Raw genomic sequence first — 21937 nt, 5'->3', positions numbered from 1 at the left:
CGTGTATCCGCTCCCCGAAGCAGCGCGGGAAGATGCCAGCGGGGCCAAATGCGTCCGGTCGTTGATCACGGGAAGGCGGCACCGAGCTCCGAGCCGCGGACCGAGAGGCCGATGGCAGAGTCCGGCGCGCCGAGCGCGGGCCCAGCGGCTCACCGCCTGTTCTTCGTCGCCGGACCTGAGGCGGATCGCCTGCGCGGCCGCGCCTCCTGATCGAGCACGGCGGGCATGATGGCCCTTTCCGACATCGTCTGCCGCCGCCCGATGACGCGGCGACGGGCCCCCCGAAGCGGCGACGGCCCACTGTCACTGAGCGCTGCAAGCCGACAATCCAGCGCTCGGCTCCGGCCAAACGGAGGGAAGCGCGTCATTTTCCAGCTTCATCGCGTCTTAGATAACTAGCCAGTTTTGGCTACTTATCCGACGTAACTAGCCAAATTTGGCTAGTTATCTCGCTTCGCAGCCGCTACCCTGGCGGCAGCACCATGAGCACTTCGCTTGCTTCGGCTCTCGCCGGACGGGTTCGCCAGGAGCGGCTCCGGCTGGGTTGGACCCAGGCCGAGGTCATCGCCCGTTCCGGCATTCCCACCCGCACGTACCTGCGTTTCGAACAAGAGGGCGTCATCACCCTGCACGCCCTCGAGCGCGTCCTGACGGCCCTTGGGCTCAGCTTCGCGCTGACGCCGGCCGACGGTTCCGCGGTGCCCGCGGCCGACCCGCGGCTCGCGCGCCAACGCCAGCGCGGGTTGCGTCGCGCCGCGCCCACCCCGCCGCCATCCCCGGCCCCGACGCCCCCCGCGGGCTCCGCGTCCTCAGCCCCGCGCGCGCGCCGTCCATCGCCCGCCAAACGCCCCAGCCCCGCCCAGGTCGCCGCGATGGCCGACCAGCACCGGCAGCGGATCATGTACCTCGTCCGCGCCATCGTCTTCAATCACCTCAACAACTACACCGCCCACCAAGTCGTGGTGAACACGATGAACAGCGCCCACCTCGCCGAAGCCGAGCGCCCCGCCTTCGTCGGCGCCGTGACCGCTCAGCTCAATGGCCTCAACGCGCAAACCATCCAGGCCTTTTCGATCAGCCCCGCCGACTTCGAACGCTGGTCCCGCGACTGGGACCCCACCCTCGGCATCCTTGACGCCTACGCCGACTCCGCCCGCAGCAGCTGAGCCGCGGACGCCCATCGCCGATTCGCCATTCGCTGCACCGGGCAAGGCCCGAGGCGGTGCGGTGGAGCGGCGAAAGGAAGAAGCCCGTCGATAGGCTCAGAGCAGGCGACTTCAGCGGATTTCCACGAGCACGGGGTGATCGAGCTGGGCGGCGGCGTATTCCAGGCTCGCCTTGATGTCGTCCGCCTCAAGGTCGGGATAATCCGCGAGGATTTCCGCTTCGGAAATGCCGGCCGCGACGAGGTCGAGCACATCCTTGACCCGGATGCGCGACCCCCGGATGCAGGGCCGGCCGCCGCACTGGTTCGGGTTGAAGGTGATGCGCTCCATATAGGTCATGCCGGCACGCTAGACATGGGGCCGTCTTCCGCAAGGCCGGTATCCGGCGGCGACAGCTTCGCACCGGGATGCGTCGCGGCGTGGACCTCCTTCAGCCTCCGGTCGGGCAAAAGTTGACATGGAAATTGATCAAACGGGGTGATCCCTCACCTTTTACCTTTTGCCGTTACCTTTGGCCGCCGGAGTTCATCGCGTGGTCGTCGGCCAAGGCGGGTCGGGTTGCGACCGCACGCGGCCAAGTTGGCCACCTTCGATTCCCGGGTTGATTGGAAGGCGCGTGGCAAAGCCGCCCTCGGCGGAACTGCCGATGCCTTATCCGGAGGTAAAAGGTAAGGATGACCCTATCGAATCGGCTCCCATCCTTATCGCGCAGGCAGACACGTCCATCCGCCCCAGCGCCTTCGTATTCCCGTGAAGGCCACGCCCTCCGGCGTCAAAGGGCCAGGCTACCCGCAGTGCATCACGTCATCGCGACATCCGTCGTCGTCGCCGCAGACAAGGCGGCCAACAAGGCCCGAAACGCCTTTACCGCTCGGTTGTGCGTAAACGTCGAGTAGAGCGAAAGGTTGTATTCCGCCTCGGATATAAGAAACAGATGCATTCTGTTACGCATAGCCCACAACCATTCCAGCTCAGAGCGCAAAGTAGCATCTATGACCCCCATCGCCTCAAGGGCTTCGAGCCGCTTCTTATAACAGGCTCCCGCCTCCCGTCCCTTGATAAACTCTTTCGTAAGGCTCTCGACGATCGTCCCAAGCAAAAACATATGTGCTTTAGTTAGCATTTGCTCCGCCGTGCCTTTCACGTCGGTCCTAACCAAGTTCCAGTGAAGCACGTCTGCCAAGATCAGAGTGTATGCAATATTATCCTTAAGGGTCGAATCCACGATGAATGGCATGCGTTCCCTTTGGGCCGCCGCAGTCCTGATGAATCCCCGGGGAAATCGAATTCGCGATTCAGGGCATAGTCCTCGACCACAATAGTCCTGAATCTCCTGTATCAAACGACTGGCCTCCGAAACCGCACTGGCCAACTGCTTCGAGTTAGTTATCGACATACCATATTCCAACTACGTAAGGGTATTCTTCTGGTGCTGACCAATATAGCCGATAATTACGCGGCTTGATGACGCATGCCAAGCGAAAGCAATCCGAATTGTCTCTTCGGGTCGCTTAGAACTCCCGCACTTTAGATGCTCGAGAAGCATCATCGTTTCACCATTCCAAGTGCAGCGATACCATTCGAGGTTCGCCTTTACGGTGGAATCCTTTTGGTGGCCGGAGTAATGCCACCCTGCGATTGTTCCTGCAATACTTTGATCAAAGTCCACGCAACCCTGAGCGCCAGACTTGGCTCGATGGTAGACGGTCGCCAACCACTCGATCGCTTGAAACACTTCCCGTGCCGGCTGGAATAAGCTGCGATCACCGTCTGATTTACTATTCGGGCAATACACCAACTGTTCGGCGAAGTGCTCAATTGCCATGTCCACTGCATCGGCAACGCTCTCGAGCTGGGATATCTCAGCGGTTTCGATTTCCTGTCTTGTCCGCGCGGCCTTGAGTGCCGCCAACTGCAAAGTCAATCCATGAACGGCAGCCGCTTTGTCTGCCAACTCGCGCTCGGTTGCTGTAAGTCGCGCCCTGAGGTCTCCGTTTTCCTCTTCGTATAGCTGGACAAGCTCCGACTTGTCCTTTGCACCTTGAGCTTCCTGAATGGCCTTCCGCCTGCCCATCTCTACCAAACGTTCCCAAGTGAGAAAATCTTGGTGCAGGCTACTTGCGGCGACAGCCGACACCTGCGCCAACAGTCTTTTTGCTATCTCAGCTTCCCCGCACTGCTGAATCGCAAACACGCGCCTAGGGGTCCACAGTGGATGCCGATATTTCTGATCGTGTGGCGTGTAGCCTGGCCAATATAGCCGAAGCGCACCGTCAAATACCTCGAGCCCAGAAGGTAGGTGTCCACACATATCCCTTACTACCTCGGCGGAGACAGGAGCCAAGACATATGCAAGGCCTGCGAGGTGGCTCGCTAGGTGGCCTGGATGGATCAGGAACTTGTTAGTGGAATCGCAGGAAACGACGACGAGCGGGTGTCGGCGCTTCGGCTCAATCAGCATACGCGTGAAATCCGGTACATCCTGCTTGCGTACCGGCAACGGCCGGGAAAATAGCCGGAACGGCGCGAAGCATTTGAAACCATTCACAATCTCCAATACAATCCGTGGACGACTTGGAAAGCGTCCGGTCGGAGCATATGCCCCATCCACTCGGCCGAGACCAAGGGAACAAGAAAATAGAGTATTGCCAGGGTCGCCGCGCAGAAGCGTCAAATCGGTAGTCCATTGAACGGCTGGGTCGACTGCGTCAGCATGTCGGAATCGGAGCCCCCAACCACTTTGCCCGTCGAGTTCGACCTTGGCCGATTCTACCGTCATCATTGGGCCAAGGACGGCCACCTGCCGCGCTTCTGCACCCAACGTCTTCAAATCATGCGCCCCGGACTTCTCCGCTACCCAAGTCCAGCACTTCCGGGCGACAAGTGGGTCAATGTCTTTCTGCTCGGGACCACCATTAATCGTGAAACAAGTGCGGTATACAGTCCTCATCTTGACACGTCGGAGTTCATATTGGGGAGCGATCTATCCGCTGCGGTGCATAGACTATCCCAGCGTTGCGGCGTCTCGTTCGCGGATTCGCGGGGCGTAGGTGCGGAGCATCCCAGCGGCATCGAATCAGAATCAATTTCGCTAATCTGTACACGCAGCTGGCACAAGGCCAAAGAGACGGACACCCGCGTGGACCGGCTCACACCGGAGCAGCGCTACCGGTTTACCGAGGTTTTCCGGCGACTACCCGGCCTTGCAGCCGATCTATGAACTGAAGGAGGAACCCAGGCGAAGGCGTCATCGCTTACCTTTTACCTCTCTGACACGGCAACGGCCGACGTCGCCTCATTTCTCGCCGCCCGAACGCCGGTCGCCGCGGCGATTCACGCGCGCTCCTTCGCGCGATCACCACAAAAGACAGTGATGCGTCGGCATCGGCTCCCTACGAAAGGAAAGCGGAAAGCGACGACCCCGTGGGCCCTGATCGGTTCTTCGCCCAACAGCGCCGGTGCCGACCGTGAGACGCGCGCCTCGTACGTTTCTGCAACAGGGAACCCCGGGAGGGCCCCGCGCGGCATGGCGCACGACGGACTCAAGGCGTGTGCTCAGAAAGCGGGCGCTTCACTGACACCCACGGCTCCTGCGGAGGTGACTGCGGCGTGACGGGCTCGAGCGTGATTTGCGACGGCGCGGGGGGTGGCGGAAGCGTAGGGCTGGTGAATCGATGCCGCTGAGCGGAATGGCCCTCAGATTCGAGGTCAGGATCTGTCCAGACGACGAACGGTCGCCACCGGTCTGCCCCCGGCAATCGGACATAACACTCAGCTCGCCAGGAGTCGGCCCCCAGGGCGAAGACGCCAGGCGATGCTTTCGCATCAAATTCCGCCACCGATTTCACCGGAACTACCATCTCCGCTCCGATTCGGGGCGGGTTTTTTTCGGTATCCCACGCCGGCCAATCAGTGGGCCACGGGACGGGCGGCGTCCCGTGAAGATTGCGGCTCAGGCCGACGGCGAAAGTCGAGGGCTGCCACTTGGCCCAGTCGCGCGTCGAATGCACCAAGTGCACCAGAAACACATAATACTCCACGAGCGCGGCCGGGCTTCGATTCAACGAACGCGGACGCGTAGCGGACTCGACGTCATCAATGTTCAGGCCGTACGCAGGCACCACGTTTCCGCCACTCGCGACTCCATTGTAGATCACAGTGATCGGTTCCTCAGTCGGCGAACCGAGGTTCATCTGCCCCGAACACGCTGGGGCGCGCAAGAGCTTTGTTTGCCGCTGCACGAGACCGGTCACTTCTTCACGCGTCAGCTTCGCTTTCCAGAACACCTCCCTACTGTTGCCGGAAGCATAGTACTCATTCTCCCGCCGAAGAACCGTGCCATCGCCGTAAACCACCACTCGCGGCGTCCGCATCTCGCCAATTTCATCCCAGCCACTCACCTGAAAAATTGCCGCGACTGGGAGCAGGTCGGCGGCGGCCTGTGGCGCTCGCGATCGCCCGCATCCGACAAGCGTCAACGCGAACGTCAAAACCGCGGCCAATCTCCATCGAATTCTGGCGAGAGGTTTCTTCATTCGCATCGAAGGCCACTGTGGTCCCTCGTAATTCCGTGACGAGGCCGGAGTTGGTCTCGTTCAGTCCGCGGCAGGGAGCCCGAAGATCTCCGCGCGGATTTCGCTGAGATCGGCGCAGAGAATCGCTGAGTCCTTACATCGACATTCGTCAAAACCCACGCGCCGCTGCTTGTGTTTTCGCCGGCGGCGAAAACAAAAGATCCGGACGTTTTCGCGGCAGTATCCGGACATTATTCGCGAGTATCCGGACATTATCCCCGAGTATCTGGACATTATTCGGCAAGCTGCTGATTTACGGGATGTTATAATTGCAGCCATCGAACCCTATGCATCGTTGGTTTTCGCGCCTCCGGGAGCCGCAAAGCCAGACGGCGGGGCTACTTCGCCGACGAACTCGGGGCGCGCGGAGGGCGAACTCATGCACTTCGGGGGCGGACCCGGGGAGCTATAGGGGGCGGTTCGGGGGCGGATCCGGGGCGCTTTCGGGGCGGATCCAAGGCGGATCGCGCGGGCGCGGGGCGCGACCCAGGGACGCTTTTGAGGCGATTTGGGGGCGCGGTGCCGCACGCGCGGGGCAGATCTCAGCGCCGTCCCCACCCGCGTTCGAACATCCGACCGTGAGTTGATCCTCAATCGCCCGCGCCCGTCGCCGGCGCTTCTCCGCGCCCCGAAACGGCAAAACGGGGCGGCGACCCGCAGGACGGCTGACAACACCTTTGCCCCGCTCGCGTGGCATTCCTCTCAGACGGCATCCCATTTCGCGCGCACACGGCTGTGAATCACCGCGCCTTTCTTTCCCAGATTTCCGCAACCCGGTCCGCATATCTCCGCGCCCACCCATCGCAAAACCCCGCGCCCCGCCTCGCGTTTCCGCACGCCCCCAGCTCTGCATCACCGCGCCCCAGGGGGCGCTCTCCTGCACCATCCATTCCCCAATGCCCGCGCCCCGTTTCGACGATCGCGCGCCCCACCCCGCCGAATCCACGCGCCCGCGGCGCATCCACCCGCGACCATCCACCGCAAAAAGACCGGCCCCGTTGGGGGGCCGGCCACATCAGCCATCCGATGTCTGACGTCCGGAGATCTGACATCCGACATCTGACGTCTATCGTCAGGTCGCGGCGATATGCCGCGACCCCGGCATTAATGCCGGAAGTGCCGGATGCTCGTGAAGACCATCGCCATGCCGCGGGCGTCGGCGGCGGCGATCACTTCGGCGTCGCGCACCGAACCGCCCGGCTGGATCACTGCGGTCGCACCCGCATCGGCCGCGGCGATGAGGCCGTCGGCAAACGGGAACAGCGCTTCGCTCGCGACCACCGAGCCCTTCAGGTCGAGCCCCGCCTCGCCCGCTTTCCACACCGCGATGCGCGAGCTGTCCACCCGCGCCATCTGCCCCGCACCCACGCCGAGCGTCTGCTCGCCGCGCGCGTACACGATGGCGTTCGACTTGACGTGCTTGCAGACCTTCCAGGCAAACAGCAGCGCCGCCATCTCCTCAGCCGAGGGCTGACGCTTCGTCACCACCTTGAAGCTCGCGACATCGCCGAGCGTCCGGTTGCGGTCCTGCACCAGCACGCCGCCAATCACAGAGCGCACTTCCTGCAACGCATCGGTCGCGCCCTGGGGCCCGCTCTTCGCGATCATGAGCCGCAGGTTCTTCTTTTTGGAAAGAATCGCCAGGGCCTCCTCGCTGAAGCGCGGCGCGATGATCACCTCGGTGAAGATCTCCGCGATCGCCTTGGCCACGGCGGCGTCGAGCGTCTGATTGACGATGATGATGCCGCCAAAGGGCGCCTGGCGGTCGGTCGCGTACGCCTTCTCCCAGGCCTCGATGAGCGTGTCGGCGCTCGCGATGCCGCAGGGATTCGTGTGCTTCAGGATGCCGACGGTCGGGCGCTCGAACTCGCCGATCAGGTACGCCGCCGACGTGATATCCAGAATGTTGTTATACGAGAGCTCCTTGCCCTGGAGTTGCTGGAAGTGCTCGTGGAACGTGCCGTAAAGCGCGGCCTTTTGGTGCGGGTTCTCGCCGTAGCGCAGCGCCTGCGCCTTCTTCCAACTCAGGGTCAGCGTCGCGGGGAAGCCGCTGAGCGCCTCCAGGTCGGGCTCGGCGGTCTGCGCCTCGAGATAGCGCGCGATGGCGGCATCGTAACTGGCGGTGCGCTGAAAGACCTTGAGCGCGAGCTTGCGGCGAAGGGCGCCGAGCTTTGCCGGCTCGGCCATGGCGGCGAGCACGTCATTGTAGTCCGCCGGATCGCACACGACGGTCACGCTCTCGTGATTCTTGGCCGCGCTGCGCAGCATCGAGGGCCCGCCAATGTCGATGTTCTCGATCGCCTCCTCGAATTCGACGTGCGGCTTGGCGACGGTCTGCTCGAACGGATAGAGGTTCACCACGACCAGATCGATCAGCTCGATCCCGTTCTGCTTCGCCTCGGCCAGGTGCTCGGGCTTGTCGCGCCGGCAAAGCAGCCCGCCGTGGATCTTCGGATGCAGCGTCTTCACGCGGCCCTCCATGATCTCGGGCGAGCCGGTGTGCTGGCTGACCTCGGTGACGGGGAGGCCGGCCTGCGCGAGGAGCTTGGCGGTGCCGCCGGTGGAAAGCAGCGTGAACCCGTGCTGCTTGACGAGTGCGGTGGCGAACGGCACCAGCCCCTGTTTGTCGGAGACGGAGAGAAGAGCGAATTTGGCCATGGCGCCGCGCATCCTCCGCGTCCGCAAGTCACCCCAGCAAGCCGTAAACGAGCCGCCTGGCCGGAAGCCGGAGGCCGGAGGCCTGAAGCCTGAGGTCGCAAGCCGGTGTCGGAGGTCGGAAGCCTGAGACCGGAAGCCAGAGGACCGCCACAGGCGGCCTCATCGCACGTCTGGCATCTGATGCCCGGAGCAGGCTCACGCTTCCCCAGACGCTACGGCGCGACCTAGCAACCGTTCTTTGGCCTCCCGTCCGACTTCCGGCCTCCGAGTGCTTCCGGCCTATGCCTTCCGGCTTCTGGCCTCTGGCCTCCGGCTTCTGACTTCCGGCTTCTGGCCTCTGGCCTCTGGCCTCCGGCTTCTGACTTCCGGCTTCCGGCTTCTGGCTTCCGGCTTCTGGCTTCTGGCTTCCGGCTTTTGGCCTCTGGCCTCTGGCCTCTGGCAGCGCAGCGCCGCCGGCGGCGGCGCTGCGCGTCCGCGCTTGCTGATGCGCCAAACCCGGCTCTCCTTTCCCCTTCCCCGTGTCCTGCTCTCGCGAACTTCCCGGTCTCACTGCCCGCCTCGACAAGCTCTGCTACCACCATGGTGGCGCGAGCCTCCCGCCGGACAAACCGCACGCGTTCGTTTACTTCATCACGATCGAAAACCGCTCCGACCGGGTGGTCACCCTGCTCGGACGCAAGTGGGTGATCGTCCACGCCGACGGCACGCGGCTCGTGGTCGAGGGCGACCGGATCGTGGGCGAGACGCCGCGCCTGGCGCCCGGCGAACAGTTCTCCTACAACAGCTACCATGTGACGGGCGTCGACGCGACGGCCCACGGCAGCTTCCACGGCGTCGACGAAACCGGAGAGCGCGTGCACGTCATGCTCGCGCCGTTTGCGCTCGAGATTCCGCATAGCTGAGCCGGCGCCGCGACCGCGCTGACGTCAGTCTGGCGCTCCGCCCGCCGCCCGTGGCCGCGTTCGCCCCGCGTCACGCCGGAACTTCGTTCTGGTTATGGCCGCGATTCTGGTTTCAGTTGCGAGGCTCATGAAGCTCACAGACCTGAACCGCGACGGCGGCATCGGTGCCAACTCGTTGTTCATCCAGCTTGGCGAACTCAATTTGCTGATCGATTGCGGCCTGCATCCGAAGAAGGTCGGCCGCGCCGCGACCCCGGACCTGCGCGCGCTGCGCGGCGTCACGCTCGACCTGATCATCATCACGCACTGTCACCTGGATCATATCGGCAGCCTGCCGGTCGTGATGCGCGAGCACCCCAACACGCCGGTCCTGATGAGCAGTTCGAGCCGGTTGCTGCTCGAGCGCATGCTCCACAACTCGGCCAACGTGATGATGCGCCAGCGCGAGGCGGAGAACATTCCCGACTACCCGCTTTTCACGCACGAGGAGATCGACCGCTGCGCCAAGCGGTTCACTCCCCTGCCCTTCGGTCAGGCAAAACACTTCCGCGGCGCCAAGGACGAGATCGAGATCATCTTCCACGGGGCGGGCCACGTCGCGGGCGCGGTCGGCGTCGAACTGCGCCACAAGCGGCGCGCGATCTTCTTCACCGGCGACGTGCTCTTCGAGAACCAGCGCACCATCCCCGCCGCGAAGTTTCCCGCCGGTCACTTCGACACGCTCGTCATGGAGACGACGCGCGGCACGACCGAGCGACCGCTCGGCAAGGAGCGCGTGCACGAGGTCGCCCGGCTCGTCGCGTCCATCAACGACACGATCCAGCGCGGCGGCTCATTCCTGATGCCGGTGTTCGCGCTGGGGCGCATGCAAGAGATCATGTCGATCCTCCACGACGCGCGGAAGTTTGGCCGGCTCGTCGACTGCCCGATTTACGCCTCGGGCCTCGGCGTCGACCTCTCCGACTACTTCGACGACATCGCGAAGAAGACGAAGCACGTGATCTTCAACCGGAACATGATGAAGGACCTCCGGGTGAAGCCGCTGCCGCGGAAGCTCAATGCCGGCGAGGATCCGAAGCAGAACGCCGTGTACGTCGTGAGCTCCGGCATGATGGTGGCGAACACGCCCAGCTACACGCTCGCCTCGGGCCTGGTCGGCCACGCGCGCAACACCGTCGGCTTCGTCGGCTACTGCGACCCTGACACCCCCGGCGGCGAGCTGCTGGCGTCCAAACCGGGTGACGATTTCCTTTTCGAGGCCGCCCACGTGAAGGCGAAGGTCAAGGCCCGCGTCGATCGGTTCGAGCTCAGCGGCCACGCCGACCGTGAGGAGCTGCTCGAGTTCGCGGTGCAGACGAAGGCGCGCTCGATCGTGTTGACCCACGGCGATCCGCCCGCGCGCGCCTGGTTCGCCGAGCAGCTCGCGCAGCAGGCAACCGGCTCCAAGGTTCTCGATCCCGTCCCGCTGCAGACCTACCAGGTTTAGGCTTTGGCGGACGGCATCCGCCAATAAGACGGGGCTGGCGCCCCGAGTGGGTGGAAGACGGGAGGGAGCGGATGAAGGCGAAGGGGTTGGCGGATGCCCTGGCCGTAAGCGGGGCCGCGATGCGCGTGGCATGCCGACCGGCCGGCGCGGTGCGCGCCGGATCCGACGGCGAGGGCACTACGCGAGAGCCCGGCTCTTCTACTTCAGGAGCTTCGCGTTGTCGCCTTCGGTCACGAGCTCGGCGAGGCGGGCGCACATCTTGGGGCCGCCGGCCACGTAGATGATGCGGCGCATCTTCAGATCGAACTGCTTCAGCGGGAGCTGCTCCCCGTTCAAGAAACGGACTTCGCCGCCCGCGGCGCGCACGAGCGGGATCGCCGCCGCGAGGTCCCAAATCTTCACGTTGTAGTCGAGGCAGCCGTCGAGCATGCCCGCGGCGACGTACGCCAGGTGCAACGTGGCGCTGCCGAGCCCGCGGATCTTGAAGTTGGAGATGATGCCGGCGGCGAGCGGGGTGAGCCGTTTGTCGAACGGGCTGTGGAAGCCGACGAGCGTCTCCTTCGTCACGGGACCGGAAGCGACGTGGATCTCGCGGTCGCCATCGAGCGCGCCGAACCCGGGTCCGCCATGCATGAGAGTGCGACGGCTGAGATCGTACACGACACCGTACACCGGCTCGCCGTTTTCGCAGAGCGCCAGCGCAATGGCGCAGTGCGCGATGCCGAGCGCGAAGTTGTTGGTGCCGTCCACCGGATCCAACACCCAGGAGAACCGCGCCGTCACCGGCAGCGGTGCGTCGCAGTTGGACAGCTCCTCGCTGAAGTACTGGTCACTGGGAAACTGCGCGCCCAGTTCGCGGAAGATGCCTTCGGAAATCGCGATATCGACCGGCGTCACACGGGTGCCGTCGCTCTTCCAGTGACTCTCGGCGCGGCCGAACTCGCGGTGCAGGAGATCGACCTGCGCGAGCACAGCCCGCTTGGCAGCAGCAACGCGGGAAAGAAGTTCAGGGGAGGACATGAAAAACAGGAGTGAAAGTGAGAGTGAAAGTGAAAGTGGCCGAGTCAGCCAATGGTCGACGGTGCGAAGGCGGGAATCCTCGCGCCCGCAGCGGGCCCAACGCGAGTCACGAAATCAGGCGGACGGTCGACGGCGGCGGCAGTCGAGTGCCTCGATCTGAGCGTCTCAGCAGTCCTCCAACTCCGCCGTCACCGTCACTTTCACCCTCACTCTCACTTTCACTCGTAGTCGTACAGCTTCGGGTCGCGGCGGGGGGGGAGGCGGCGGGCCTTGAAGCGGTGCTTCGGTTCCTTGGGGTCGGGCTTGGCGGCGTCGCCGGCAGGGCCTTCGCCGTACGGATCGTCCATGCCCGCGCCCGGCTCGTCGGCGCCACCGAGTTGCTCCTCGAGCGAGTCGGGGTCGGTCCCCTCCTCCAGTTTGCGCACGACCTCCTCCATCTCGCCGTCGATCTTCTCGCCGGTGAGCTCCGACATCCGGCGCATCATCCGCGCCATCGCCTTGGGGTCGTTCTCATCCACGCTGCTGAACTCCTTCTCCATGGCGTCCATGGCAGCCTCCATGCGCGCGTCTTCCGCCGGATCGCCACCGGCGTCCGCTCCCGCCGGGCCCTTCGGCTCGGCGCCGTCGTCCTTGCGTCCGCCGCGCGTCACGGCGAAGGCCGACACCAATTTGCGCATCTGGAACGCGGGGTTGTCGGGGCAGCGCGGGATGATTTGTCCCTGGGCCAGCGTCTTCGCGTAGAACTGATAGATCGTGTTATTGTCCGGGCAGTAATACTCGTAGATCGGCATGGGAGCACCTGTTTAGGAGGGCTGCGCGGTTTCGCAAGCTGCCCGGTTGTGTGGCGCACGTTTGGGAGGCGCGGAGCGCGCCGCGGCCTAACTCTTTCTCTTCCTCTTACTCTTACTCTTTCTCTCGAGGGATTGAGGGATTGAGGGATTGAGGGATTGAGGGATTGAGGGAGGGTCCCGGTCTTACTCTTTCTCTTCCTCTTACTCTTTCTCCCCCAAGGTCGGACGCGGCCCCACGGGCTGCGTTCTCGTTCCCGTTCTCGTTCTCGGCCGGCTTCCGCCGGCCTCCGGTGTGAGAAAGAGGAAGAGGAAGAGTAAGAGTAAGGTGTGTGGGCGGGGCGGTCCCCTCGCGCGGGCCGCGGAATCACCGCTGGACACGACCCCCTCGATTTCGTTTGTTCACCGGTTCCGCGGCGACTGGCCGCGCACGTCCTTTCCTCCTCCTTTCCCGCTGCCGCGTCTCTTTTCCTTTCCGCTCAATGTCACCCGCCGCTGAAATCGCCCGTCGCCGCACGTTCGCCATCATCTCCCACCCTGACGCGGGCAAGACCACCCTCACGGAAAAGTTCCTGCTCTACGGCAATGCCATCCACCTCGCCGGCGCGGTGAAGGACCGGAAGAACCAGCGCGCCACGACGTCGGACTGGATGGAACTGGAGAAGCAGCGCGGCATCTCGATCAGCTCGACGGTGCTGCAGTTCGACTACACCGGGTACGCGGTCAACCTGCTCGACACCCCCGGACACAAGGACTTCTCGGAAGACACCTATCGCGTGCTCACGGCGGTCGACGCTGCGCTGATGGTGATCGACGCGGCCAAGGGCGTGGAGACGCAGACCCGCAAGCTGTTCGAAGTCTGCCGGCGCCGCGGCGTCCCGATCTTCACGTTCATGAACAAGTGCGACCGGCCGACGCGCAACCCGCTCGAGCTGCTCGACGAGTTGGAGACCGTGCTCGGCCTGCAGTCCTCGCCGGTGGTGTGGCCGCTCGGCAACGGGCCGACCTCGTTTCGCGGCGTGTTCGACCGGCGCTCGCGCCAGGTGCATCTCTTCGAGCGCGTGCCCGGCGGCGCGTTCCAGGCGCCGGTGCAGGTGACGTCGCTCGAGGACCCCACGGTACGCGCGAAGTTCGACGACGTGACGTTTGCCGAGGTGCAGGAGCAGCTCGCGATGCTCGACGGCGCGGGCCATCCCTTCGACCTCGAGGCGGTGCGCGCGGGCCGGCAGACGCCGGTCTACTTCGGCAGCGCGGTGAACAATTTCGGCATCCAGCTCCTGCTCGACGGCTTTCTCAAGGACTCGGTCCCGCCGGCCCCGCGCCGCCGCGCGCTGCACGCGCCCGGCACTGCGGTCGAGATCACGTCGGAGACCGTCACGGCCGAGGACAAGGATGGCATCGTCCCGGTGGAGGCGCCGAAGTTCTCGGGCTTCATTTTCAAGATCCAGGCCAACATGGACCCGAAGCATCGCGATCGCATCGCGTTCCTGCGGGTGTGCTCGGGCAAGTTCGAGCGCGACATGACCGTGGTGCATTCGCGCACCGGCAAGACGGTGCGGCTGTCGTCCTCGCACAAGCTCTTCGGCCAGGAGCGCGAGACGGTGAACGAGGCGTGGCCGGGTGACGTCATCGGCCTGGTGGGCCACAGCGAATTCGGCATCGGCGACACGCTCACCGAAGACCGCGAGATCGTGTACGACGAGATCCCGCGCTTTGCCCCGGAAGTCTTCTCATTCATCTCCAACCCGAATCCCTCCGACTCGAAGAAGTACCGCGCCGGCCTGGAGCAGCTCCTCCAGGAAGGCGTCGTGCAGGCGTTCACGGCCCGCAATGGTCCTCCCGGCTCGACGCTCCTCGCGGCCGTCGGCCCGCTGCAGTTCGAAGTCGTGCAGTGGCGCTTGCAGAGCGAGTACAACGCCGAGTCGCGACTGACGCCGACGAACTGGACGATCATGCGCTGGCTCGAGCCACATCCCTCGCTCGCCGACACCTCGCGCATCGTCGTCGCCAGTGGCGTGAGCTTCGGCACCGACAAGTTTGACCACCCGGTGATCTTCTTCCCGAACGAGTGGACGATGCGCTACTTCGCCGAGAAGAACCCGGAGCTGAAGATGCACGACCTGCCGCTGGAGCAGACGCGCACGTTGGAGCCGTAAGCAGGACCGACGGTCGCCCGACTCAAGCCGCGCCGCCGACGCACGCCGCGCATTCGCACAACCGCGCGCGACGGCCGAACGCCTCACTCCCGCGTCAGCCACATCACGGGCACAAAAAAGGGCAGGCGGTTTCGCCTGCCCTCGAAAGGAGCAATCTCGGACGAGCCCTTAGCTCGCGGGCGGAGCCTTCGGCTCTTCAGCGGGCGCAGGCGCCGCTTCGGGAGCCGGAGCAACGGGCTCCGAAGCCGGCGCGACCGCCTCAGGCGCAGCCGGGGCTGCGGGGGCCGGAGCCGCCTCGGCGGGCGCCTCGACGGCGGCCTCAGGAGCCGCTTCGGGCTTCGCTTCACCAGCCGGCGCTTCCGGGAAGTTCTCGGGATCGTGCTCGGAGGCTTCGACCTCGCGCTTGCGGGCCTCGACCATCGGCGGCGGCGCGAACAGGCGGCCATCGATGAACTCGGTGACGTAGCCTTCGCGGACCAGCCAGAGCAGGTCGCCCTGCATCCGGGAGATCTTGCCGCGTTCCTCGATCGAAAGCGTCGACTCGGCCTTGGTGGCCTCGGCCGGAGCCTCGGGCTTCGGCGCGGCGTCGGCCGCGGGCTGCTCGGTGGTCGCAGGCGCCTCGGCGGCAGCCGGAGCCGCGGCCGGAGCGGCCGGGATCGCGGTGGTGATGCCGAGGAACTTCACCGCCAGCTCGCTCTGGCGAACCATCGGGTTGGCCTCGATGTAGGTGATGAGCGCGCCGATCGTGTCGGAGAACGTCTGGCCCGGGACGCGGAACTTGCGCTTCACGGCACAGACGTACGAGACGCCCTTGGAGCCCTTCTTGAAGATCGTGAAGTGCTCGCGGCGAAGGCGGCCGCGGAGGGCGTTGGCCGTGTCGAGCGGGAAGCGGCGCTGGCGATCCAGGGAGCCTTCGACGGCGCGGCGGATCTCACCCGGCGGCAGCTGCTCGGCGGTCTTGCCGTGGAAACGGGCGGTCTCGGTTGTGCGCACGACCTTGTCGCGGGCCTGAGAAAGCAGGTACACGCGCGCATCCTCGAGCGTGTCGAAGGACGGGATCACCTGCGGCGGCGTGGCCGGAGCCTCGGCCGGCGCGGCGGCCGCCTCGGCCGCGGCACCTTCGACGGCGGGCGCTTCGGGAGCGGGAGTCGCGGCGGGCGCGGGAGCAGCAGCGGGCTTGCCGGTGAGCTTCCACGTGTACCGCGTGGTCTTCTTCATCTTGGCCAGCCACTGGTTCACGACCTCGGCATCACGCACCGTCTCGATCCGGCTGCGGAACGCCTCGAACGGCATCCGGCCCGCGACCTTGGCGGCGTAGTGCTGCTGCACGATCTGGTTGTACCGATGGTAATTCGGCGGCCCGAGCAACTCGCCCGTCACGCCGCAGCGATTGATGACCTGGAAATTGCCCTTGGGCGCCTCGACCTCCACCTCGGCGGTGTCGAAGAACTTGTCGAGGTGGCGCGAAAGCACGTGGGCCACGGCGGCATCGTCGGACTCGAACGGCATGCCGTCCGGCACGGAAATGTGGAAGACCGGCTTGGGCGCGCGGGCCGTCGGCTCGGGCAGCGAGGCGGACGCCTGCGCCGGCTGGCCCTGCGTTTCCGCGGGAGCCGCCGACTTGTGCGTCAACACCACGACGAAGCGGTCGGGCTTGGCCACGACCGTGCGCGCGATCTCGAAGAGCTCGATGGTGCGGCACGACTTGCGGATGGTCTGCACGAGCGTGTTGAAGCTCGTGTCCTCCGGGTAGAACGTGACCGCGTAATAAGGACTTTCATACGGGCCGCGTTCGATCGGCTCGCGCCGACCGTAGCCACCGCGGGAGTCACCACGGAAGTTGCCACGCGGGCCGCCGCGGAAATCACCGCGGGGTTCACGCCGCGGGCCACCGCGATCGGGCGCGTACTCGCGACGCTCGGGCGCACCCGCTCCCGGGCCGCCGGCCGGCGCCGCAGCGCCGCCACCCTGCTCGCCCGCGGGACGACGGAAACCACGCCGATCACGCCGATCGGGAGCGCCGCCTTCACGCCGGTCATCCCGGCGTGAGCGCTCCTCTCCGGGTTCACGATCGGAGCGCGGCGAAGAGGTCGATTTGTCCTGCGTCCACTGCGTGCCGAAGCTGAAACCCTGTAATTGGCTCAGATCGAGTTTGTTGAAATCCGCGGGCGGATTTTCCTTGGGGGCGTCGTCTTCCATGTAGTCAGAAAGCGGGCATGAGCCCGCGGAGGTGCGAGGTTAGATACGTGGGCCGATGGTAAAAGCGGCGGGGCAGTCTCTCAGCCGGTCTCCCGCTGGCAAGCAGTTTCCCGACGAGGGACCGGGGGCATCCGCCTCGGAAGATCTCCGACGCCGTCGGCGGCCGGACGGCGCGTTCCGCGGCTCAAAACGGCAGGTAGTAAACCTCGACCATCCCCACGCCAACGTCCCCATCGACGCCCGAAAGGATGACGGTGTACGACCCCGGGCTCAGGGCCATCACCAAGGCGGTGTCGGCATCGGTCGACTTGAGGGGGAACCCGCCCGAAAGCGCGGTGGCCGCATTGATGTCGCCGGAGAGACCCGCGGCGTACCAGCCCGAGTTCTCGGCCATCACCGTCCCGTCCAAGGTCGACACTTGGATCCGAGGTCGAGCGATCGTACCGGGCACGTTGAACTGCTTGAGTCCGGGGCCAATGCCGCGGATCAGCAGCCGCAGTTTGCCGGTGCCGGAGATGTGGAGACCGGCGATCAGCACATCGACCCCAGTGCCGACGTACCCGCGAGTGGACAGGTTGTGCAGGCCGGCCGAGGTCGGGTCGATTTCGTACACCTCCGCCAGCGCCACGCCCGTCGAACCGTCGGCGCTGCCGATGACCTCGGTGTAGGTCAGCGCCGGATCGAACCGGGCAAGGACGGCCGCGTCGCGGCTTCCCGCGTCGAGCGGGAACGCGCCGAGCCCGTTTCCGATCTCGGCAATTGCCGCGGCGTCATCGCCGTCGCCCCAATTGTCGTTGCGGTCCCAGATGAACGCGGAATGCGTCCACACTTCCATGCGCGGATCGGCGAGCGGCTGCTGGAGGTTGAAGTACTTCAGGGTCGGCCCCACCCCACGCACCAGCAGGCGCTGGATTGCCCCTCCCTTGAGCACGAAGCCGGCGATCAGCAGTTTGTCGGGCGCGACAAGTCCGCGCGTGGAGAGGTTGGCGAGCCGGCCGCCGTTCATGGTCTCTGGAGCGAGCCCGCGGTGCGCCATGTCGCGCTGAAACGTGGGCCAGGACGCGTATTGGGAAACGCCCGACCCGTTGCCCTGCAGCGCATGCAGTTTCCCGTCGACGGTGCACAGGTAAATGCTGTGGTCGGCGGTCGGCGCGATCACCGGCGCCGTCCCAATTTCGCCCGTGGCCGCGTATGACCACACGACGTCACCGGTGTCGGGCCGGTAGGCGCGCAAGGTGCGATCCGCACCGCCGTACAGGATGAGGCCATCGCCGCGGATGGTCGGCGTCGAGCCGATCGCCGTCGTGCTCGGCGGCCCCACCGCGCGCCACTTGACCGAGCCATCGTCGCGATTCACGGCGCAGAGCGTCGCGTCGGCGTAGTTGCCAACATAGACGGTGCCATCCGGGCCGACCGAAGCCGCCCCGATGGCCGAAACCTCGGCGGTCCACTTCAGCTCATTGGCAGGCGAAACGGCGACAAACTGCTTCGCGATCGAACCGACGTACACGGTGCCGTCGGGCCCGATCGCGGGCGACGCGAAGATCGAGGCGTTGAGCGGGCGGCGCCACTTCTCGGACTTGTCGGGATTGAATGCGTAGAGGTTTCCATCCCAGGAGCTGGCGTAGATGGTGCCGTCGGCGGCGATCACCGGCGAGGACTCCACGCGGTCGCCGAACCATACCACCCACTTGAGCTGGAGGTCGCTGGTCAGGGCGAGCAACCCGCCGGGTGATGAGGCCGAGCCGGCACCCCAGGTCGACAACCCGAAATAGAGCGTCGAACCATCGGCGGAAATCGCGGGCGCGCTGTTGATGTAGGTGAGTTCGCCGGTGAGCTCGTTGGAGTCATAGACCCACTTTGGCTGCCAGTTCGCGCTGCCTGCTTGCTGGGAGTCGTAGGCTAGGACGCGGCCGTCGTAGCACCCGAAGTAAAGGATGCCGTTGGCGCCCAACGTGGGTGGTGAGGACACGGCGGCGGGAAAGTCCGCCCGGCCGAGCGGCACCCCCGCCGGGGAGAACTTCCGCAGGGCGCCGGTCTCGACCGAAGTCCCGTACGTCACCGTCAGGTAGATGTTGCCCGCCTCGTCGAGGGTCGGAGCCGAGTAGATGGCCGGCGCGACGGTGGTGCCACCCATCGCGTACGGTCCCGGCCATTTGGATCCGCCATCCACCGCGAGGCAGACCGACGTGACCAAGGCGAAGAGCCCAGCCCCCGTCCACCCGCGCAACACCGCCGCGAGGCGACGGACTGTCGGCGAGTTAGGCGATTGGCGGCTCAATGACATGCAGTGGTGACTGCAGAACTGCTGCTAGGTTTCCACCCTCGCGTCCAGCACGAGCTGGAAGCAGGTGCCGGTCGCCCCGGTGCGCTCGAGGACGATCCGGCCATCGGCCTGGCGGGCAAGTTGCTGGCTCAGAGCGAGCCCGAGGCCGCTGCCCCCGGGTTTGCCGCTCGGGCATGGTTGAAACAGCCTCGCCTGGACGGCCGCGGGCAAGCCCGGGCCTTCGTCGGCGACGGCAAAGCTCATCGTGCCGCCCGCGGACTCGGCGCTCAGCCGCACCTTGCGTCCACGCGGCGTCGCCTCGATCGCGTTCTGAAGCAGGTTCTGCAGCACGAGCCGGGTCAGGTTCGATCGCCGCGCCGGCAGCGTTGCGGCATCACCGGCAACCGCCGTCTCCAATTGCACACCGCGCGCCTCGGCCAGCGGTCGCGCCTTGGCAAAGACGAGCTCCAGCACCTCGGCCGCGGTCAGCTCGAAGCCGGCGTCCTGCTGTTCGTCGCGCATCACGCCGACCACATCGTTGATCATCGTCCGCAACCGGCGCGTGAGTTCCGAGGCTGCGGCAAGTTCGCCCCCACCGTCGCCGCGCGCGCCCTGTTCCGACTGGCTCGCGACATACTCTTCCAGGCCGGCAACCGGGTTCTTGAGTTCGTGCACGAGGTGCGCGGCGACGGCGCCGAGCGCGGAGGTCTTGGCCGCCAGCGTCAGTTCGCGGTTCGCCCGTAACAGATCCTCGCTGCGCGCCTGGAGCATGCGGTTCGCCTGAGCCAGACGCCGGAAAGCCCACGTCAGCAGCACGGAGATGATGGCCGCGCCGGCGGTCCAGGCCAGGAGTGCCTGCAGCAACACGCGCCGATCGATCGCCGCAAACTCCATCGCGACGGCATGACCATCCGTCCACATCTGCGCGACGCCGGCCAGTGGCGCCTTGTCCGTGGCCCGCAACGGCAACCAGGTTTCCACGAGGGGCTCGGCGGCGCGCCCGGCCGTCGTCGGCGGCGCGAGCCCGATCACCTCGGCGGCAGACTCCCGCGCGTGCAGCCGGGCGACCGGCACGCCTTGCGCCAACTGGGCCCAGTCTTTCGCCGCCGGCGGCGTTTCGGTCCAGGGCAGCGGCAGCGCGCCCGCGAAATTCTGATCGGCGTCCAGCACCCGCACGGCGAACACCCCGCGCAGTTTCGACGTTTTCAGCACCGCGTTGAGCAGTTCACCCGGGGCTTCCGGCAGGCCCAGCTTCGCGAGGCTCTCAGCCTCCGTGGCCAGTTGGAAGGCCGCGATCTCCGTCAGCGTCTCCGCCTCGCGCCGCAGGACCTGCTCACGCAATCCTTGCCGCAGCCAGAGGCTCACGTAGGCCACCACGCCCGCGAACACCAGCAGCGTCACTGCGAGCACGGCAGCGGGAGCAGCCCGACCTGGCGACGTGGGGTGAATTGGCATCTGGGCGACGAGAGGTCATTTTTCCCAGTTCCAGCGGGCCCCAAGCAAGCCTTCGTTCATCTCGTAAACTGCGTACTCATCGTTGGAACGGGTGCGTCCCCACCGATATTCCGCGAAGAGCGTCCAGTGTTTGGTCAACGCGCGTTCCACCCGCACTGTGGCCCCGAGCTCCTCCTTGAAGAGATGCGGCAGGAACTGGGGGAACCCCTCCCCGACCGTCTGCAGCCGGTAGTCCTTGCGGCTGGCGTCTCCGCTCACGCGGGCCAGCCAGTTGCCGGCGGACCACTCCACCTCCTGGCGAACGCGTTGCTGGAAATAGTCGAGGAAGCCGGAGCCGTTGTCGCGGTAGCGCAGTTCGCCGGCCGCGCTCGTGGTTTTCCAATGCCGGCTGTGGCCGAGCGTGAGCTGCAGTTGCCCTTCCCAGGAGCGCTCATGAATCACGATCAGCCGCCCCTGCGGATCCGGCGCGCCGTCGCTGTCGAACAGGGTGCGCTGGTCATAATCGCGCCGGCGCTCCGCCTTCGTGAGCCGCAGCTCCACCCGGTCCGTCGGCACCCACGCCGCCGCCGCCGCGGAATCGCGGAGCGTGGCGTTGTTCACGCCATCGTCGAATGTCTGGCGCGAGCCGGTCGCCGTGCCCTCGACCCAGAACCAGGGCCGCACCCACCAGCGCAACGTCGGCCCGAACTTTGCCCCGGTGAGCTGCAGCTCGGCGACTTGGCGTCGCACGTAGGTGTCGGAGATGTCGAAGACCTCGTCGAGATAGTAGCCCTGGAGGTCGACGAGCAGGCTGAGCCGGTCGGGCTCGCGATACCGCCACTCGAGTCCCGCAAAGGCCTGCGCATCATGGTCGACGGAATCGCCGGAGAAGTAGCGGGTGCGCTCGGCGTTCAGAAACCCGAAGTAGTCAATCTTCCCCTTGGGCACGCGCCAGAGCAGTGCTTCCACGCCGCCTCGCACGAAGGAACTCCGCTCCGGATCCTGCGGGCTGGCTTTCGGGTCGGGGCTGAGCAGCAGGTTGTCGTTAACCCCCGCGGCGAGGAACACCGACGCCGAGGCCGTCCACTTCGGCTGCGCGGCCTCCAGCAGGGCCTGAAACTCGGCGAGATCGCGTTCCAACTCGGCCTGGTTCTGAGCCGCCGGCAGCTTGGTCTCCTCCGCATACGCGCCCGAGCCAACGACACCGAAGCCGATGGCGAGCAGAGTAATGAGACAAGAAAGGCGGTTCACAGCTAGGAGGTTCAGGTTGTCCCCGTCAGACAACGGT

The 21937-nt window shown here is 65.6% G+C and carries 15 protein-coding genes; 4 read left to right on the top strand and 11 right to left on the bottom strand.

Translation table 11 applies throughout. The annotated features are described in order from the left end of the window. Positions 1-482: 482 nt before the first annotated feature. Positions 483-1166: a helix-turn-helix transcriptional regulator gene (locus DB354_RS03230; protein ID WP_107833985.1), complete on the top strand. Its 684-nt coding sequence runs from the start codon at positions 483-485 to the stop codon at positions 1164-1166. Positions 1167-1277: 111 nt separating this feature from the next. Here the strand turns inward: DB354_RS03230 and DB354_RS03225 are convergent, their stop codons facing one another. The 5 genes from DB354_RS03225 to purH all read right to left on the bottom strand — a co-directional run bounded on the left by DB354_RS03225 (position 1278) and on the right by purH (position 8398). Continuing rightward, positions 1278-1505 (bottom strand): DUF433 domain-containing protein, encoded by a 228-nt coding sequence (locus tag DB354_RS03225; protein WP_107833984.1) that lies wholly within the window; start codon positions 1503-1505, stop codon positions 1278-1280. Positions 1506-1965: 460 nt separating this feature from the next. Further along, complete coding sequence (locus tag DB354_RS03220) at positions 1966-2391, bottom strand: hypothetical protein (protein ID WP_146180091.1); 426 nt, start codon at positions 2389-2391, stop codon at positions 1966-1968. Between the two features lie 183 nt (positions 2392-2574). Then, positions 2575-3360 (bottom strand): hypothetical protein, encoded by a 786-nt coding sequence (locus DB354_RS03215; protein WP_146180090.1) that lies wholly within the window; start codon positions 3358-3360, stop codon positions 2575-2577. A gap of 1348 nt (positions 3361-4708) precedes the next feature. Next, on the bottom strand, positions 4709-5701 hold the full coding sequence (locus DB354_RS21895) for a hypothetical protein (protein WP_146180089.1): 993 nt from the start codon (positions 5699-5701) through the stop codon (positions 4709-4711). A 1143-nt stretch (positions 5702-6844) separates the two neighbouring features. Further along, entirely contained in the window at positions 6845-8398 is a 1554-nt protein-coding gene (purH, locus tag DB354_RS03210) for a bifunctional phosphoribosylaminoimidazolecarboxamide formyltransferase/IMP cyclohydrolase (protein WP_107834070.1), read from the bottom strand. A 518-nt stretch (positions 8399-8916) separates the two neighbouring features. Between purH and DB354_RS03200 the strand changes: the two genes are divergently transcribed. Then, on the top strand, positions 8917-9300 hold the full coding sequence (locus DB354_RS03200; protein ID WP_107833981.1) for an ApaG domain: 384 nt from the start codon (positions 8917-8919) through the stop codon (positions 9298-9300). A gap of 127 nt (positions 9301-9427) precedes the next feature. Further along, a complete protein-coding gene (locus DB354_RS03195) occupies positions 9428-10786 on the top strand; it encodes an MBL fold metallo-hydrolase (protein WP_107833980.1) in 1359 nt (452 codons plus the stop codon). Between the two features lie 198 nt (positions 10787-10984). Here the strand turns inward: DB354_RS03195 and DB354_RS03190 are convergent, their stop codons facing one another. Then, entirely contained in the window at positions 10985-11806 is an 822-nt protein-coding gene (locus DB354_RS03190) for an inositol monophosphatase (RefSeq protein WP_107833979.1), read from the bottom strand. A 218-nt stretch (positions 11807-12024) separates the two neighbouring features. After that, positions 12025-12597, bottom strand: coding sequence for an FmdB family transcriptional regulator (locus DB354_RS03185; RefSeq protein ID WP_107833978.1), 573 nt, complete (start codon positions 12595-12597; stop codon positions 12025-12027). Positions 12598-13076: 479 nt separating this feature from the next. On the opposite strand from DB354_RS03185, the gene DB354_RS03180 reads away from it, so the two are divergent. Beyond that, a complete protein-coding gene (locus DB354_RS03180; RefSeq protein ID WP_107833977.1) occupies positions 13077-14750 on the top strand; it encodes a peptide chain release factor 3 in 1674 nt (557 codons plus the stop codon). A 168-nt stretch (positions 14751-14918) separates the two neighbouring features. Here the strand turns inward: DB354_RS03180 and DB354_RS22185 are convergent, their stop codons facing one another. From DB354_RS22185 to DB354_RS03160, 4 genes are all read right to left on the bottom strand, one after another. Next, on the bottom strand, positions 14919-16949 hold the full coding sequence (locus DB354_RS22185) for a hypothetical protein (RefSeq protein ID WP_158277341.1): 2031 nt from the start codon (positions 16947-16949) through the stop codon (positions 14919-14921). A gap of 184 nt (positions 16950-17133) precedes the next feature. Next, a complete protein-coding gene (locus tag DB354_RS03170; protein WP_158277340.1) occupies positions 17134-19146 on the bottom strand; it encodes a PQQ-binding-like beta-propeller repeat protein in 2013 nt (670 codons plus the stop codon). 114 nt (positions 19147-19260) lie between these two features. After that, positions 19261-20616: a HAMP domain-containing sensor histidine kinase gene (locus tag DB354_RS03165; RefSeq protein WP_158277339.1), complete on the bottom strand. Its 1356-nt coding sequence runs from the start codon at positions 20614-20616 to the stop codon at positions 19261-19263. A gap of 69 nt (positions 20617-20685) precedes the next feature. Further along, the gene (locus DB354_RS03160) at positions 20686-21900 is read right to left on the bottom strand and encodes a hypothetical protein (protein ID WP_107833974.1); all 1215 of its coding nucleotides are present in this window, start codon (positions 21898-21900) and stop codon (positions 20686-20688) included. Between the last annotated feature and the right edge of the window lie 37 nt (positions 21901-21937).

It is taken from the genome of Opitutus sp. ER46 (assembly GCF_003054705.1).
Lineage (GTDB): Bacteria > Verrucomicrobiota > Verrucomicrobiia > Opitutales > Opitutaceae > ER46.
The sequence above is the reverse complement of the archived record's forward strand: the minus strand, read 5'-3'. Positions and strand labels throughout refer to the sequence as shown.